The sequence below is a fragment of the Sphaerotilus montanus genome, assembly GCF_013410775.1.
Taxonomy (GTDB): Bacteria; Pseudomonadota; Gammaproteobacteria; order Burkholderiales; family Burkholderiaceae_C; genus Sphaerotilus; species Sphaerotilus montanus.
This window is the reverse complement of sequence record NZ_JACCFH010000001.1, coordinates 3715893-3731739: the sequence shown is the minus strand read 5'-3', so window position 1 is coordinate 3731739 and position 15847 is coordinate 3715893. Positions and strand designations below refer to the sequence as shown.

16 protein-coding genes are annotated in these 15847 nt (G+C 65.2%); 6 read left to right on the top strand and 10 right to left on the bottom strand.

The features are described 5' to 3' along the window. Window positions 1–3: 3 nt before the first annotated feature. From pbpG to BDD16_RS16950, 8 genes are all read right to left on the bottom strand, one after another. On the bottom strand, window positions 4–966 hold the full coding sequence (gene pbpG / locus BDD16_RS16985; protein WP_179635033.1) for a D-alanyl-D-alanine endopeptidase: 963 nt from the start codon (window positions 964–966) through the stop codon (window positions 4–6). 194 nt (window positions 967–1160) lie between these two features. Then, window positions 1161–2702, bottom strand: a complete 1542-nt coding sequence (locus BDD16_RS16980) for a 2-isopropylmalate synthase (RefSeq protein WP_179635032.1) — start codon at window positions 2700–2702, stop codon at window positions 1161–1163. A 42-nt stretch (window positions 2703–2744) separates the two neighbouring features. After that, entirely contained in the window at window positions 2745–4454 is a 1710-nt protein-coding gene (gene leuA / locus BDD16_RS16975) for a 2-isopropylmalate synthase (RefSeq protein WP_179636207.1), read from the bottom strand. 215 nt (window positions 4455–4669) lie between these two features. Continuing rightward, a complete protein-coding gene (gene pssA, locus BDD16_RS16970) occupies window positions 4670–5521 on the bottom strand; it encodes a CDP-diacylglycerol--serine O-phosphatidyltransferase (protein WP_375139099.1) in 852 nt (283 codons plus the stop codon). Next, window positions 5521–6309 (bottom strand): class I SAM-dependent methyltransferase, encoded by a 789-nt coding sequence (locus BDD16_RS16965; RefSeq protein WP_179635030.1) that lies wholly within the window; start codon window positions 6307–6309, stop codon window positions 5521–5523. The genes pssA and BDD16_RS16965 overlap by 1 nt, the downstream gene beginning before the upstream one ends. A 166-nt stretch (window positions 6310–6475) precedes the next feature. Then, entirely contained in the window at window positions 6476–7492 is a 1017-nt protein-coding gene (gene ilvC / locus BDD16_RS16960; RefSeq protein ID WP_179635029.1) for a ketol-acid reductoisomerase, read from the bottom strand. 36 nt (window positions 7493–7528) lie between these two features. Continuing rightward, a complete protein-coding gene (gene ilvN, locus BDD16_RS16955) occupies window positions 7529–8020 on the bottom strand; it encodes an acetolactate synthase small subunit (protein WP_179635028.1) in 492 nt (163 codons plus the stop codon). Between the two features lie 107 nt (window positions 8021–8127). Beyond that, on the bottom strand, window positions 8128–9912 hold the full coding sequence (locus tag BDD16_RS16950) for an acetolactate synthase 3 catalytic subunit (RefSeq protein WP_179635027.1): 1785 nt from the start codon (window positions 9910–9912) through the stop codon (window positions 8128–8130). A 285-nt stretch (window positions 9913–10197) separates the two neighbouring features. Between BDD16_RS16950 and BDD16_RS16945 the strand changes: the two genes are divergently transcribed. Genes BDD16_RS16945 through BDD16_RS16925 form a run of 5 tightly spaced genes read left to right on the top strand, consistent with a single transcriptional unit; the run spans window position 10198 to window position 13044 of the window. After that, window positions 10198–10764, top strand: coding sequence for an RNA polymerase sigma factor (locus BDD16_RS16945; protein ID WP_179635026.1), 567 nt, complete (start codon window positions 10198–10200; stop codon window positions 10762–10764). A gap of 5 nt (window positions 10765–10769) precedes the next feature. Beyond that, window positions 10770–11312 (top strand): DUF3619 family protein, encoded by a 543-nt coding sequence (locus tag BDD16_RS16940; protein ID WP_310732864.1) that lies wholly within the window; start codon window positions 10770–10772, stop codon window positions 11310–11312. Between the two features lie 4 nt (window positions 11313–11316). After that, the gene (locus BDD16_RS16935) at window positions 11317–12048 is read left to right on the top strand and encodes a DUF3106 domain-containing protein (protein WP_179635025.1); all 732 of its coding nucleotides are present in this window, start codon (window positions 11317–11319) and stop codon (window positions 12046–12048) included. Window positions 12049–12069: 21 nt separating this feature from the next. After that, complete coding sequence (locus tag BDD16_RS16930) at window positions 12070–12618, top strand: RDD family protein (protein WP_179635024.1); 549 nt, start codon at window positions 12070–12072, stop codon at window positions 12616–12618. A gap of 45 nt (window positions 12619–12663) precedes the next feature. Further along, window positions 12664–13044: a diacylglycerol kinase gene (locus BDD16_RS16925; protein ID WP_179635023.1), complete on the top strand. Its 381-nt coding sequence runs from the start codon at window positions 12664–12666 to the stop codon at window positions 13042–13044. Between the two features lie 19 nt (window positions 13045–13063). On the opposite strand, the gene BDD16_RS16920 is transcribed toward BDD16_RS16925, so the two are convergent. Both BDD16_RS16920 and ettA read right to left on the bottom strand, forming a co-directional pair. Beyond that, the gene (locus BDD16_RS16920) at window positions 13064–13402 is read right to left on the bottom strand and encodes a P-II family nitrogen regulator (protein WP_179635022.1); all 339 of its coding nucleotides are present in this window, start codon (window positions 13400–13402) and stop codon (window positions 13064–13066) included. A 64-nt stretch (window positions 13403–13466) separates the two neighbouring features. Beyond that, the gene (gene ettA, locus BDD16_RS16915) at window positions 13467–15131 is read right to left on the bottom strand and encodes an energy-dependent translational throttle protein EttA (protein ID WP_179635021.1); all 1665 of its coding nucleotides are present in this window, start codon (window positions 15129–15131) and stop codon (window positions 13467–13469) included. A gap of 204 nt (window positions 15132–15335) precedes the next feature. On the opposite strand from ettA, the gene BDD16_RS16910 reads away from it, so the two are divergent. Continuing rightward, window positions 15336–15845 carry a type IV pilin protein gene (locus BDD16_RS16910; protein ID WP_179635020.1) on the top strand — a complete coding sequence of 170 codons (510 nt, stop codon included), beginning with the start codon at window positions 15336–15338 and terminating at the stop codon, window positions 15843–15845. Window positions 15846–15847: the final 2 nt, after the last annotated feature.

Here is a 15847-nt window from a genome sequence, read left to right as displayed (position 1 = left end):
CCCTCAGGACACCGAAGCGGGCGAACGCACCGGGGGACTCGGCACATGCTGCACGGGCCGCACCGCGTCGGACGACTCCAGCCAGCGACGCACCCGCTCGGCATCGCCCAGGCGGGAGTACTTGCCCGCCGAATCCAGGAACACCATGATGAGATGCCGCCCTGAAAGCCGCGCCTGCATCACCAGGCAGCGCCCGGCCTCGACGATGTAGCCCGTCTTCTGGAGACCGATTTCCCAGGTTGGATTCGTCACCAGCTTGTTGGTGTTGTGGAACTGGAGCGTGCGGTGGCCGAGTGCCACCTCCAGTTCCGGCGAGGTCGACAACTGCCGCAGCAGCGGGAAGTTGTAGGCCGTCTTCACCAGTCTGGCCAGATCCGAGGCGCTGGACTGGTTGTCGCTGGACAGGCCAGTCGGTTCCACATAGCGGGTACTGGACATGCCGAGCGTGCTGGCCTTGCGGTTCATGGCGGCCACGAATGCAGGCAACCCGCCCGGATAGTGGCGTCCGAGCGCGTGCGCAGCGCGATTTTCGGACGACATCAGCGCCAGATGCAGCAACTCGCCCCGGCTGAGTTCGGTGCCGACCACCAGTCGGGACCGGCTGCCCTTCTCGGTGTCGATGTCTTCTTCCGTGACCTGGAGCATCTCGTCCATCGGTGCCCTGGACTCCACGACCACGATGGCGGTCATGAGCTTGGTCAGCGAGGCGATCGGCAGCACCGCCTGGGAGTTCTTGCTGAACAGCACCTCGGAGGTGTCCTGGTCCACCACCAGCGCGACGCTGGATTTCAGATCCAGCGGATCACGCGTGGCGTGCAGTCCCCCCGCCTGGCCAAAGGACAACCGCAGAGGCTCGGTGACCGGCACCGGCCGGACAGCACGGTTGGCGACCTTGCGAACCTTGCCGGCATGGGCCTTTCCCTTCGCGGCATGCGGCGCAGCATCGACTGCACCGGACACCAGCATCAAAACCCCCAGCACCAAGGATGCCCACTTCGACGAAGTCCGCGCCAGACTCAGTTTTATTTGATTCACAAAATACCTTTGGATACCGCACGACAGGACACTGATTTCAGTCTAGGTTAAGCAAACCACTGCCCGCAAGGCCCGCAAGCCTTGATGATTTTCAGTTTTGTCCCCCTGTTCGCGCGATACCTGTGTCAACCCTGCGCAGCGACTCGCTCGGCCTTGCTGTGCAGCTTGTTCAAGGCGGCCAGATAGGCCTTGGCCGATGCGACCACGATGTCCGGATCCGAGCCGACACCGTTGACGACGCGGCCGCCATGTTGAAGCCGAACCGTGACTTCTCCTTGAGACTCCGTGCTGCCGGACGTGATGGCATTCACGGAATAAAGCAAAAGCTCGGCTCCGGACGCCAGCTTCGACTCGATCGCCTTGAGGGTCGCGTCCACCGGGCCGTTGCCGTCGGACTCGGCGTGGTATTCGGTCGGCCCTGCGGAAAACGCCACCTTCGCGTGCGGCCGCTCGCCCATTTCGGACTGCTGCGAAAGCGCCAGAAGGCGGTAGTGCTCCACATCGGCGCTGACGCTCTCGTCACTGACGAGCGCCAGGATATCCTCGTCGAAGATCTCGCTCTTGCGGTCGGCCAGGTCCTTGAACTTCATGAACGCGGTGTTGACCTCGGCCTCGGACTCCAGCGAAATGCCGAGATCCTGCAGGCGCTGCTTGAAGGCATTGCGGCCCGAGAGCTTGCCCAGCACGATCTTGTTGGCCGCCCAGCCCACGTCCTCGGCACGCATGATCTCGTAGGTGTCACGCGCCTTGAGCACACCGTCCTGGTGGATGCCGGAGGCGTGCGCAAAGGCATTCGCACCGACGACCGCCTTGTTCGGCTGCACGACGAAACCGGTGGTCTGCGCGACCATGCGCGAGGCCGGCACGATCTGCGTCGCATCGACGCGCAGCGCCAGATCGAAGTAGTCACGGCGGGTCTTCACCGCCATCACGATCTCTTCGAGCGAGCAGTTGCCCGCGCGCTCGCCCAGACCGTTGATGGTGCATTCCACCTGGCGTGCACCACCGATCTTGACACCGGCCAGCGAGTTCGCCACCGCCATGCCGAGGTCGTTGTGGCAATGCACCGACCAGATCGCCTTGTCCGAATTCGGGACGCGCTCGCGCAGGGTCTTGATGAAGTTGCCGTACAACTCCGGGATCGCGTAGCCGACGGTGTCGGGGATGTTCAGCGTGGTGGCACCCTCGTCGATCACGGCTTCCAGCACGCGGCAGAGGAAATCCACGTCCGAGCGGTAGCCGTCTTCGGGCGAGAACTCGATGTCGCCGCACAGGTTGCGCGCGAAACGCACCGACAGCCGTGCCTGCTGCAACACTTCCTCGGGTGTCATGCGCAGCTTCTTCTCCATGTGCAGGGCACTGGTGGCGATGAAGGTGTGGATGCGCGCCGAGTTGGCACCCCGCAGCGCTTCGGCCGCGCGCGCGATGTCGCGGTCATTGGCGCGGGCCAGCGAGCAGACGGTCGAGTCCTTGATCGCGTCGGCGATGGCCTTGACCGCCTCGAAGTCGCCGTTGGACGAGGCGGCGAAACCGGCCTCGATCACGTCCACCTTCAGCCGCTCCAGCTGGCGGGCGATGCGCAGCTTCTCGTCGCGGGTCATCGAGGCGCCGGGCGACTGCTCGCCATCGCGCAAGGTGGTGTCGAAAATGATCAGTTTGTCGGTCATGGTGGTGGGCTCCTCAGCACGTCGGGATTCGGGATTCAGGATTCAGGAGATCGTTTCTTCAGCCGCACCCGTCCGGGTGGCGGTCTGGTGGCGCTGGCGGGCACGTGTCCAGCCCGACAGCACGGCATGGAGCGAGGCCGTCACGATGTTGGCATCGATGCCCACGCCGAAGCAGGCCGGACCCTGGTCAATGCGCACTTCGACGAAGGCCGCCGCCCGCGCACCCGCGCCAGCCCCGATCGCATGCTCGTGGTAATCGAGCACCTCGATCGACTGGCCAGTCGCCGCACCGAGTGCCGCAACGAAGGCGTCGAGCGGCCCGTTGCCCTGCCCGCTCAAGGCTTGCCAGCCGTTCGGGCCATGCCAGTCGGCGCTGACACGCACCGAGCCGTCCGGCGCGACGTCCTGCTGGTGCAGGCCACGCAGATCGGTCGAGCGCTGCTCCAGGCCATATTCGCGCGAGAAGATCGCCCACAGGTCGGCGGCCACCACCTCGCGGCCCTCGCCGTCGGTCACCGCCTGCACCGCCTGGCTGAACTCGATCTGCAGCCGCCGCGGCAACTCCAGCCCGTATTCGGCCTCCAGCAGATACGCGATGCCGCCCTTGCCCGACTGGCTGTTGACGCGGATCACCGCCTCGTAGCTGCGACCCAGGTCTTTCGGGTCGATCGGCAGATAGGGCATGTCCCAGAGCTCGCCCTCGCGCCGGGCCGCGAACGCCTTCTTGATCGCGTCCTGGTGCGAGCCGGAGAACGAGGTGTAGACCAGATCGCCCACGTACGGATGACGCGGGTGGACCGGCAGCTGGTTGCAGTGCTCGACCGTGCGACGGATGGCGTCGATGTCGGAGAAGTCCAGCCCCGGCGCCACGCCCTGGGTGTAGAGGTTGAGCGCGATGTTGACCAGGTCGACATTGCCGGTGCGCTCACCATTGCCGAACAGGCAGCCTTCGATGCGGTCCGCGCCGGCCATCAGCGCCAGCTCGCCGGCGGCCGTGCCGGTGCCGCGGTCGTTGTGCGGGTGGACCGACAGCACGATCGCGTCGCGCCGGGCGAGGTGGCGGTGCATCCACTCGACCATGTCGGCGAAGATGTTCGGCGTCGAGTGCTCCACCGTCGACGGCAGGTTGATGATGCACTTGTGCGCGGGCGTCGGCTGCCAGACGGCGGTGACCGCATCCACCACGCGGCAGGAGAACGCGAGTTCAGTGCCGGAGAACATCTCGGGCGAGTACTCGAAGGTCCAGTGCGTCTCGGGGTGCTGCGCAGCGCGGTCGCGGATCATCTGCGCGTGGGTGACGGCGAGATCGACGATGCCGTCCTCGTCCAGCCCCAGCACCACGCGGCGCATCACCGGGGCGGTGGCGTTGTAGACATGCACGACCACGCGGGGCGCGCCTTGCACCGCCTCGAACGTCCGGTCGATCAGGTGCTCGCGGGCCTGGGTCAGCACCTGGATGGTGACGTCGTCGGGGATGCGGCGCTGCTCGATGAGCCGGCGCACAAAATCGAAGTCCGTCTGCGACGCCGACGGGAATCCGACCTCGATCTCCTTGAAGCCGATGCGCACCAGCAGCTCGAACATGCGCAGCTTGCGCTCGCTGTCCATGGGCTCGATCAGGGCCTGGTTGCCATCGCGCAGATCGACGCTGCACCAGACCGGGGTCTGCGTCAGCACGGCATCGGGCCAGGTGCGGTCGGTCAGGCGCACCGGGGCGAACGGGCGGTATTTCTCGGCGGGGTTGCTCAACATGCTCATGGGGGTGTGACGATCGGGTAGGAGTCGAGGATCCTGCAACGCCGCACCACAAATACAAACGGCCCGCTGCGTTGCGCTGAGGCGGGCCGTTGATCCACAAAGGGTACAGATGTGACTGATCAGCGCGCCCGGGGCACTCCTAGTAGTCGCAGCGAGAAGAAGCGGACAACGCAGATCATCAAATCACTATAGCACGCAGCCACGGCACTTCAGCGGTGCAGACCTTCTTCGTCAGGCTCGTCGGTGGAGGTCGCGATCACGCTCACCGGTCGGCCATGCGACTTCTTGATCGCGTAGACCACATAGCCCGAGATGCCATAGACGATGAACACGCCGAACAGCACCAGCGGCGGGTGGTAGGTGATGACGGCGATGCCGAGCGCAATCGCCACGATGACGATGAAGGGCACCGTGCGCTTGAAGTTCACGTCCTTGAAGCTGTAGAACGGCACGTTGGTGACCATGGTGAGGCCGGCATACAGGGTCAGCGCAAAGGCCAGCCAGGTCAGCCAGGGGATGTCTCGCACGCCCTTGTAGCCCATGTCGTCCATCACCCAGATCAGGCCGGTGACCAGCGCCGCCGCCGCCGGACTGGGCAGCCCCTGGAAGAAACGCTTGTCGACCACGCCGATGTTGGTATTGAAGCGCGCCAGACGCAGCGCAGCCCCCGCGCAATAGACAAACGCGGCCAGCCAGCCCAGCTTGCCCAGGCCGCGCAGCGCCCATTCGTAGACGATGAGCGCAGGAGCGGCACCGAACGACACCATGTCGGCCAGGCTGTCCATCTGCTCGCCAAAGGCGCTCTGGGTGTTGGTCATGCGCGCGACCCGGCCGTCGAGGCTGTCGAGCACCATCGCGCAGAACACGCCGATCGCGGCCTGGTCGAAGCGCCCGTTCATGGCCATCACGACGGCGTAGAAGCCACCGAACAGACCCGCCAGCGTGAACAGGTTGGGAAGGATGTAGATGCCTTTGCGGCGGGGACGGCTCGGCGCCGGGCCATCCAGTTCGTCCAGGGGGTCGGGACGGTCTGTCGAGAGTTGATCGTTCATGGAATGGATTATCGCGAAGCGCGGGCGTGCACGTACACCCACGGGTCCGTCAATCGCGCGCGCTGCTGTAGATCGTCGATCTGCCGACCGCGCAGATCGTAGAGCCGAAGACCATCGAAGCCCTGCTCCAGCGTCTGCCGGACCAGTTCCGACGGACGCACGTAGTAGTTGCGCCCACCCGCCAGCGGGTCGAGCAGTTCGACCCATGCACGCTCGGCAATCGGCCACACGCCGCGGTTGAGATGCCGCATCCGCGACCAGAAGCGCTGGGTTTCGACATAGTCGCGCAGACCCTGCCAGCGGATGCCCCACCGACTGTCCATCCAGTTCAGGTTGTGCGAGGAATAGACCAGGTGCCCGCCCGGACGCAGGACCCGGCGACACTCGGCCAGCGCCGTCGCCCGCGCATCGGCGCCCACCAGATCGATGCCATTGAAGCTGAACAGCACGATGTCGAACGATGCATCCTCGTAAGGCATCGCCCGGGCGTCGACGACGTCGAAGCGCAAGCCATGCCGGACGATCAGGTCACTGAACCGCTCGCGACAGGCCCGCACCATCGGCTCCGCGTAGTCGGCCCCCACATAGCGCTGGCAGCGGTGCGCGAGTTCCATCGTCGTGCGGCCACCACCGACACCGAGGTCCAGCAGATCGCCGTGCGACAGGGCCGCACCGATGGCCGTGTCGAAGATGACCCGCTCGGGAACTTGCAGGTGCGACTGCTGCGCATAGCGGCGCACGACCTCGGTCGAACCATAGAACTCCTCCCACCGGGTGACGGCGCGGGCCTGGGGCATGGAATACTCCTGAAGCTGGTGATGTTATGAAACAAATAATTACACAACATCGGCAAAACCACCTTCTCAGGTGAGGTCCAGGCAAAAAAAAGCAGCGCCGAAGCGCTGCCTTGCCACAGTCCATCGCGGACCGTACAGGTGCGGGGCCTGCCCGCACGCCGTCACATCAGTTGCGGCTCTTGTCGACCAGCTTGTTGGCCTTGATCCACGGCATCATCGCGCGCAGCTTCTCGCCGACGACTTCGATCTGGTGCTCTTCGGTCAGGCGGCGGCGGCTGATCAGCGTTGGGGCGCCGGCCTTGTTTTCCAGGATGAAGGACTTGGCGTATTCGCCGGTCTGGATGTCCTTCAGGCACTGGCGCATCGCGTCCTTGGTGGCAGCGGTCACGACCTTCGGGCCCGTCACGTACTCGCCGTACTCGGCGTTGTTCGAGATCGAGTAGTTCATGTTCGCGATGCCGCCTTCGTAGATCAGGTCCACGATCAGCTTCAGCTCATGCAGGCACTCGAAGTACGCCATTTCGGGCGCGTAGCCAGCTTCCACCAGCGTCTCGAAACCAGCCTTGATCAGCTCGACCGCGCCGCCGCACAGAACCGCCTGCTCGCCGAACAGGTCGGTTTCGGTCTCTTCGCGGAAGTTGGTCTCGATGATGCCGGCCTTGCCGCCGCCGTTGGCGGAAGCGTAGGACAGCGCCAGGTCACGCGCCTTGCCCGACTTGTCGGCGTAGACGGCGATCAGGTGCGGCACGCCACCACCTTGCACGTAGGTGCCGCGCACGGTGTGGCCCGGGGCCTTCGGGGCGACCATCCACACGTCGATGTCGCTGCGCGGCACGACCTGGCCGTAGTGGACATTGAAGCCGTGGGCGAAGGCCAGCGAAGCGCCTTCCTTCATGTTCGGGCCGACTTCGGCGTTGTAGACCGAGGCGATCTGCTCGTCGGGCAGCAGGATCATCACGACGTCGGCATCGCGCACGGCGTCGGCGATCTCGGCGACCTTCAGGCCGGCCTTCTCGGCCTTGGACCACGAAGCGCCGCCCTTGCGCAGGCCGACGGTGACCTTGACGCCCGAGTCGTTCAGATTCTGGGCGTGGGCATGGCCTTGCGAGCCGTAGCCGATGATGGTGACGTTCTTGCCCTTGATGAGGGACAGGTCGGCATCCTTGTCGTAGTAAACCTTCATGGGAGTTCCGTTTTCTGAGTCTGTAGCGGGGATCGATCAAACACGCAGGATGCGCTCACCGCGCCCGATCCCGCTGGTACCGGTGCGCACGGTTTCTAGGATGGCGGTGCGGTCCACCGCCTGGATGAAGGCATCGAGCTTGTCGGAGTCACCCGTCAGCTCGATGGTGTAGCTCTTGTCGGTCACGTCGATGATGCGGCCGCGGAAGATGTCGGCCAGCCGCATCATCTCCTCGCGTTCCTTGCCGACGGCGCGCACCTTGATGAGCATCAGCTCACGGGCGGTGAAGCTGCCTTCGGTCAGGTCCACCACCTTCACCACCTCGATCAGGCGGTTCAGGTGCTTGGTGATCTGCTCGATGACCTCGTCGGAGCCACTGGTGACGATGGTCATGCGCGACAGCGAGGCGTCCTCGGTCGGCGCGACCGTCAGGCTCTCGATGTTGTAGCCACGGGCCGAGAACAGGCCGACCACGCGCGACAGCGCGCCGGCTTCGTTCTCCAGCAAGAGGGCAATGATGTGTTTCATGTCGGTCTCCTGGCCATGGGCCGCACACCGGCAGCGGTAACCGCCGGCGCACCCCATGCGCCTGTCCACAATCGGTCGGATGGAAGGGGCTCAGCGCCCCTGGTGCGTCACAGGTCCTCGGAGCCCAGCAGCATCTCGGAGATGCCCTTGCCCGCCTTGACCATCGGCCAGACGTTCTCGGTCCGGTCGGTGCGCACATCGAGGAACACGGTGCGGTCCTTCAGGCGGATCAGCTCCTTCAGGGCCGGTTCGACCTCGGAGGGCTTCTCGATCTTGATGCCGACGTGGCCATAGGCCTCGGCCAGCTTCACGAAGTCCGGCAGCGCGTCCATGTAGCTGTGCGAGTAGCGGCCCTGGTAGTCCAGTTCCTGCCACTGGCGCACCATGCCCAGGTAGCGGTTGTTCAGGCTGATGACCTTGACCGGCGTCTGGTACTGCTGGCAGGTCGACAGCTCCTGGATGCACATCTGGATCGAGCCTTCGCCGGTGATGCAGAACACGTCCGACTCGGGCTTGGCCAGCTTGATGCCCATCGCGTACGGCAGACCGACACCCATCGTGCCCAGACCGCCGGAGTTGATCCAGCGACGCGGCTCGTCGAAGCCGAAGTACTGCGCCGCCCACATCTGGTGCTGGCCGACGTCGGACGTGATGTAGGTGTCACGGCCGCGGGTCAGGTTCCAGAGGGTCTCGACCACGTACTGCGGCTTGATGACCTCGTCGGAGTTCTTGTACTTCAGGCACTCGCGACCACGCCACTCGTTGATCTGCGCCCACCAGGCGTTCATCGCGGCCGGCTCGGCACGCTGCTGGTGCTCGCGGATCTGGGTGATCAGCTCCTGCAGCACGTCCTTCACGTCGCCGACGATGGGGATGTCCACCTTGACGCGCTTGGAGATCGACGACGGGTCGATGTCGATGTGGATGATCTTGCGCTCGACCGAGGCGAAGTGCTTCGGGTTGCCGATCACGCGGTCATCGAAGCGTGCACCGACTGCCAGCAGGACGTCGCAGTTCTGCATCGTCATGTTGGCTTCGTAGGTGCCGTGCATGCCCAGCATGCCGAGGAAACGCGGATCGGTGGACGGCGTGGCGCCCAGACCCATCAGCGTGTTCGTGACCGGATAGCCCAGCAGATCGACCAGCTCGCGCAGCTCGGCCGAGGCATTGCCCAGGATCACGCCGCCGCCGGTGTAGATATAGGGGCGCTTGGCCGACAGCAGCAGCGCGACCGCCTTGCGGATCTGGCCGCCATGGCCCTTGCGCACCGGGTTGTACGAGCGCATCTCGACCGTTTCCGGATAGTGGAATGCGGCCATCTTCAGCGACACATCCTTCGGAATGTCCACGACCACGGGACCGGGGCGGCCAGTGCGGGCGATGTGGAAGGCCTTCTTGATGGTGACGGCCAGATCGCGCACGTCCTTCACCAGGAAGTTGTGCTTGACGACCGGACGCGTGATGCCGACGGTGTCGCACTCCTGGAAGGCGTCCAGACCGATCGCGGCCGTAGGCACCTGCCCGGTGATGATCACCATCGGGATGGAGTCCATGTACGCCGTGGCGATGCCGGTCACCGCATTGGTGACGCCGGGGCCGGACGTGACCAGGGCCACGCCGACGTTGCCGGTCGCACGGGCATAGCCGTCCGCAGCATGCACCGCCGCCTGCTCGTGGCGCACCAGAACGTGCTGGATCGTCTCTTGCTTGTAGAGCGCGTCGTAGATGTAGAGCACCGATCCACCGGGATAGCCCCAGATGAATTCGACGTTTTCGGCCTGCAGACTGCGGACCAGGATTTCCGAACCATTGATCTCGGCAGCGGGCGCGGTGTCGCGCGTGGCAGTGGCCGTCGAGGCGGCACGCTTTTGTTCAGCAGCAGACATGTCCATTTGGATGAACCTTTCGGGTTTTCTCTGACGAAAATCGATCGGTGCGCCTCCCCGCGCCCTCGTGGGGTGGGATCGGTGCCGGGGGGTCGTTCACGCGGTCTCCCGGGTCGGGCGATCGGCGCAGACCATTGCACGCGTCGTGCGAAGGCGGGATTATCGCACTCTTGGGGAGCGCCTTGCTGCACGACGCCGCAAAGGCAGCGGGTGCCATAATCGCGGCCGCTGACCCGACACCCTCGGCTCCCCCGCCCACACTGCACGCCGACACCACCTGGCGCAAATTCCTTGGCCGCAGATCAAGAACTATCCGACTTCCTGCAAAGTGTCGAAAAACGCGCCTTCAAGCGCACCGTCTACATGGTGCGTGATGAAGATGCCGCGCTCGACATCGTCCAGGACGCGATGATTCGACTGGCGCAACGCTATGGAGACCGGCCCACCAGCGAGTGGCCGATGCTGTTCCAGCGCATCCTGTCGAACGCGACGATGGACTGGTTTCGCCACCAGAAGGTGCGCAATGGCGTCCTGAAGAACTTCTCCGATTTCGAGGGCGCCGATGGCGATGCAGATTTCGATCTGCTGGAACACCTGGCCACCGAAACCACCGCGGGCGATACCGAAAGTGCCGACAGTGCGTTTGCACGGGTACAGACCTTGCAGCACATCGAAGAAGCGGTCTCGACGCTGCCAACTCGTCAACGTGAAGCCTTCCTTATGCGTTACTGGGAGGAAATGGATGTTGCCGAGACAGCCGCGGCCATGGGCTGCTCGGAAGGTAGTGTCAAGACGCACTGTTCGCGCGCAGTGCATGCATTGGCCAAAGCGCTCAAAGCCAAGGGAATTTCACTGTGAACACCGTGTCGACTGCACGAACCAGACTGCCCGCAGAAGCAGACGCCCTGGAGGCACGCTTCGCGTTGCGACTGACCGCCCGCCTCGAAGCCGACGCCCAGTCGCTGCCGCATGACATCAGCGAGCGATTGCGTGTGGCACGCATGCAGGCACTCGCGCAGGCCCGCCATCAGGCGATGGCGAGCAAACGCCCGCAGACCGAGGCGGCGTCGGACATCTCGGTCGTTGGCGTCGATGTGCGCACCGGCACGGTCGCGCTCGGACGCATGGGTGGCCCGGGCGAATCGGTCTGGTGGAGCCGACTGGGATGGCTGGTGCCGACCCTGGTGCTCGCACTGGGGCTGAGCGGCCTCGGCGAATGGGAGTCCCGGGAGCAGATCGCGCGCGCAGCCCAGATCGACACGGAGCTTCTCGGCGACGACCTGCCTCCGGCGGCCTACCTCGACGAAGGATTCGGCGAATTCCTGCGGCGCCCGCCCGAAGTGCTGGTGCCGGTCGTGGCGCCGGCGGAAGCGCCCTCCGACCTGCTCGCCTCTGCAGGAAGCTGAGACCATGGCATTTCAAACGGTGCTGGTCACGCTGACACTGGCGCTCTCGATGCAGGTCGCTGCGCAAGGCCGGCCTGCTGGTCCGTCGGGTCCGGCATGGACGGAACTCAGCGCCAGCGAACGTCAGGCGCTCCAGCCACTGCAGCGCCAGTGGAACGGGATCGACAACCAGCGCAAGCAGAAGTGGCGTGACGTCGCCAGCCGCTACGCCGGTCTCCCGGCGGTGCAGCAGGAGCGCCTGCACGAACGCATGGTCGAATGGGCCACCATGAGTCCGACCCAGCGCAATGCAGCGCGCATCAATTTCGAAGAGTTGCGGAAGGTGCCCGCCACGGAGCGCCAGACCCGCTGGGAGGCGTACCAGAGCCTGCCGGCCGAGGAGCGTCAGGCACTGCTCGCCCAGGCCGGCAACCGGCCGCTCGCGGCATCAGCGGCACAGACCCCCGCGGCAGCACGCAAGACCCTGTCTGCTGCCAGCGTACAGCCCAAATCGAACATCGTGGCCACGCCCCAGCAGACGGCGAAACCGCAGTCGGTCGCACCAGGCACGGTGCAGGCCGGCGTCGGTGCCAGCACCCGTCCGATCAGCAAGCCGCCCACCCCTCCGCGCCACCAGCAGAGCGGCATGCCGAAGATTGCCGGCACACCGGAGTTCGTCCAGGACGAGACGCTGCTGCCCCAGCGTGGCCCGCAAGGAGCCGGCGCAATGCCCGCCGTGCCGCCCGCCCCCCATTGATTCCCGCAAGATCATTCCCTGATGGCTCCCCGGACTGCCCTGCCCTACACCCCTGAAGATGCCGATCCGGCCACCCTGCCCACGCCGGGATTGCGGCGGCGGTTCGCAGCCATGCTCTATGAAGGCGTGGTCCTGTTCGGTGTGCTGATGGTGTCCGGCCTGCTGTTCTCGACCCTCACCGACCAGCGTCACGCACTACAGGGACGGCTGGAGCTGCAAGGGTTCCTGTTCGCGGTGCTGGGGCTGTATTTCGCATGGTTCTGGGTCCATGGTGGCCAGACAGTCGCGATGAAAACCTGGCACGTCCGGGTGGTCCGACTGGACGGACGCCCGCTGGGGTGGCGCGGTGCACTGGCCCGGTATGCGCTGAGCTGGATGTGGTTTCTTCCGGCACTGGGGGTGGCTGGGGCGCTGAACCTCCACAGTTCTGGCGAATACGCACTGGCATTGCTGGCGGGCATGGCGGCCTATGCCATCCTGACGCGCCTGCTGCCAGACCGCCAGTTCCTGCATGACCGCCTCTGCGAGACACGACTCGTCACCTGGCGTCCGGCACCGCGGCGCCGCTGAACGGCGCGCGCACGCCAGGAGAGCGCTGGCACAATCCGCGCCACCATGTCCAATCCCCACAAAGGCCGCACCGGCCTAGACCGCATCCGCCACGCCGCGGGCTATTCGCTCGACGGCCTCTGCAGCGCCTACCGCGGCGAAAGCGCCTTTCGCCAGGAAACCTGGCTCGCCGTCATCCTGCTTCCGCTGGCCTTCTGGCTGGGCAGGAACTGGGTAGAGACCGCCCTGCTCGCCGGCAGCGTGGTGATGGTGCTCGTCGTCGAGTTGCTCAACTCGGCCGTGGAAGCCACGGTCGACCGCATCTCGTTCGAACTGCATGAACTCGCCAAGCGGGCCAAGGACTTTGGCAGCGCGGCCGTCTTCCTCAGTCTGGCGCTGACCGGTGCCCTCTGGGCTGCAGCCCTGTGGCACCGGTTCATGGCCTGAATCAAAGACTCAGGGACGCTCAGACCGCTGCTTCGTCGGTCTCGCCGGTGCGGATGCGGATGACCTGCTCCACCGGGGTCACGAAGATCTTGCCGTCGCCGATCTTGCCCGTCTTGGCCGCCTTGACGATGGCCTCCAGGCAGCGATCGACGTCCACCGTCTTCACGACCACCTCGATCTTCACCTTCGGCAGGAAGTCGACCACGTACTCGGCGCCACGGTAGAGCTCCGTGTGGCCCTTCTGGCGACCGAACCCCTTGACCTCGGTGACGGTCAGGCCGGTGACGCCCACTTCGGCCAGGGCCTCGCGGACCTCTTCGAGCTTGAAGGGCTTGATGATGGCGGTGATCTGTTTCATGCGCGGGCTCCGGAAGCGTTGCAGGTCAAGGTTCGAATCAATTTAACACCAGTTCGCAGCCGCTTCACTTGAGGGCCTTGTAGCGGAAGCGCTTCGGACGCGCACCCTCTTCGCCCAGGCGACGCTTCTTGTCGGCCTCGTATTCCTGGTAGTTGCCGTCGAAGAAGACCCACTGCGAGTCGCCTTCGGCCGCCAGGATGTGCGTGCAGATGCGGTCCAGGAACCAGCGGTCGTGGGAGATCACCATGGCCGAGCCGGCAAACTCCAGCAGCGCCTCTTCCAGCGCGCGCAGGGTTTCGACGTCCAGGTCGTTCGACGGTTCGTCCAGCATCAGCACGTTGCCGCCCTGTGCCAGCGTCTTGGCCAGGTGCAGACGGCCCCGTTCACCGCCCGACAGGCTGCCGACGAGCTTCTGCTGGTCGTTGCCCTTGAAGTTGAAGCGGCCGATGTAGGCGCGGCTGGGCATGACGAACTTGCCGACCACGATGTTGTCCAGACCGCCGGAGACGTCCTGCCACACCGTCTTGGTGTCGTCCAGGCTCTGGCGGCTCTGGTCCACGAAGGCCAGGCGCGCCGTCTTGCCGATCTTGACGTCGCCGGTGTCCGGCTTCTCGACACCCTGGATCAGGCGGAACAGCGTCGACTTGCCGGCGCCGTTCGGGCCGATGATGCCGACGATGGCGCCCGCTGGCACCTTGAAGCTCAGGTTGTCGATCAGCACACGATCGCCGAAGCTCTTGGTGACGCCGTCGAACTCGATCACTTCATTGCCCAGGCGCTCGGCCACCGGGATGAAGATCTCGTTGGTCTCGTTGCGCTTCTGGTAATCGACGTCGCTCAGTTCCTCGAAGCGGGCCAGACGCGCCTTGCTCTTGGCCTGACGGCCCTTGGCGTTCTTGCGCACCCATTCCAGTTCGATCTTCATCGCGCGGGCACGGGCGTCTTCGGTCTTCTGCTCCTGCTCCAGGCGCTTGCCCTTGCCTTCCAGCCAGTCGGAGTAGTTGCCCTTGTACGGGAAGCCCTGGCCACGGTCGAGTTCCAGGATCCACTCGGCGGCGTTGTCGAGGAAATAGCGATCGTGGGTGATGGCCACCACCGTGCCGGTGAAGCGCTGCAGGAAATGCTCCAGCCACTCGACCGACTCGGCGTCCAGGTGGTTGGTGGGCTCGTCCAGCAGCAGCATGTCGGGCTTGGACAGCAGCAGCCGGCACAGTGCCACGCGGCGCTTTTCACCACCGGACAGGTTGCCGATCACGGCATCCCACGGCGACAGACGCAGCGCGTCAGCGGCGATTTCCAGCTGCAGGTCGGTGTTCTCGCTGCCAGCCGCGGCGATGATCGACTCCAGCTCGGCCTGCTCGGCCGCCAGCGCGTCGAAGTCGGCGTTCTCGTCGGCATAGGCCGCGTAGACCTCGTCGAGGCGCTTCTTGGCGGCGATCACGCCGCCGATGCCTTCCTCGACGGCTTCACGCACGGTCTGGTCCGGGTTGAGCTGCGGCTCCTGCGGCAGATATCCGATCTTCAGACCGGGCATCGGGGTGGCTTCGCCCTCGATGTCCTTGTCGATGCCGGCCATGATCTTCAGCAGCGTCGACTTGCCCGAGCCGTTGAGGCCGAGCACGCCGATCTTGGCACCGGGGAAGAAGGACAGCGAGACGCCCTTGAGGATCTGCCGCTTCGGCGGCACGATCTTGCCGACGCGGTTCATCGTGAAAACGTACTGGGCCATGGAGTCTTGGTAGGTTGTCTGTTGCCAATCTTCTATTGTCGCCGCAAGCGTGCAGCCGTGGTGGGGCGACACCGCGGCAATCCAGCCGACGAACGGCCCGCTGGAGGCGACCAACGGCAGCCAGCCCGCGTGACGCAGGGGCACGGGGCGCCTAGCATCCAGCCACTCTTTCATTTTTGCGCGATTACTCGGTCGCCTGCCGACATGGCCCTGCCCGCCTTCGCTTCCTTTCCTGCCACTGACCTTGCCCGCGCTCCTGCCACCGGTCGGCACACGCCGCGTGCGCGCGGCTTCACGCTCCTCGAAGTGATGGTGGTCGTAGCCATCATCGGCATCCTGGCGTCCATCGCCTTGCCGGCGTACACCGACTACCTGCGCCGCGGCGAGCTGCCGGAAGCCTTCAGCACCCTGTCAAGCCAGCGTGTGGCCATGGAGCAGTACTACCAGGACAACCGCCAGTACGGCACCAAGACCTGCGCCGAAGGCAAGATCAAGTTCTCTGGCGTGCCAGACAACGGGGCCAAGTTCAGCTACGCCTGCCAGCTCAGCGGCACCAACGGCAACCAGGCCTACACCCTCACCGCCACCGGCACCAGCCCGCACACCAAAGGCCACGACTACACGCTCAACGAGGCGGGCGAACAAGGCACCATCCAGTTCAAGGGCAACGCGGTCAGCAAGGCCTGCTGGCTCAAGCGCGGCTCGGAGTGCTGAAC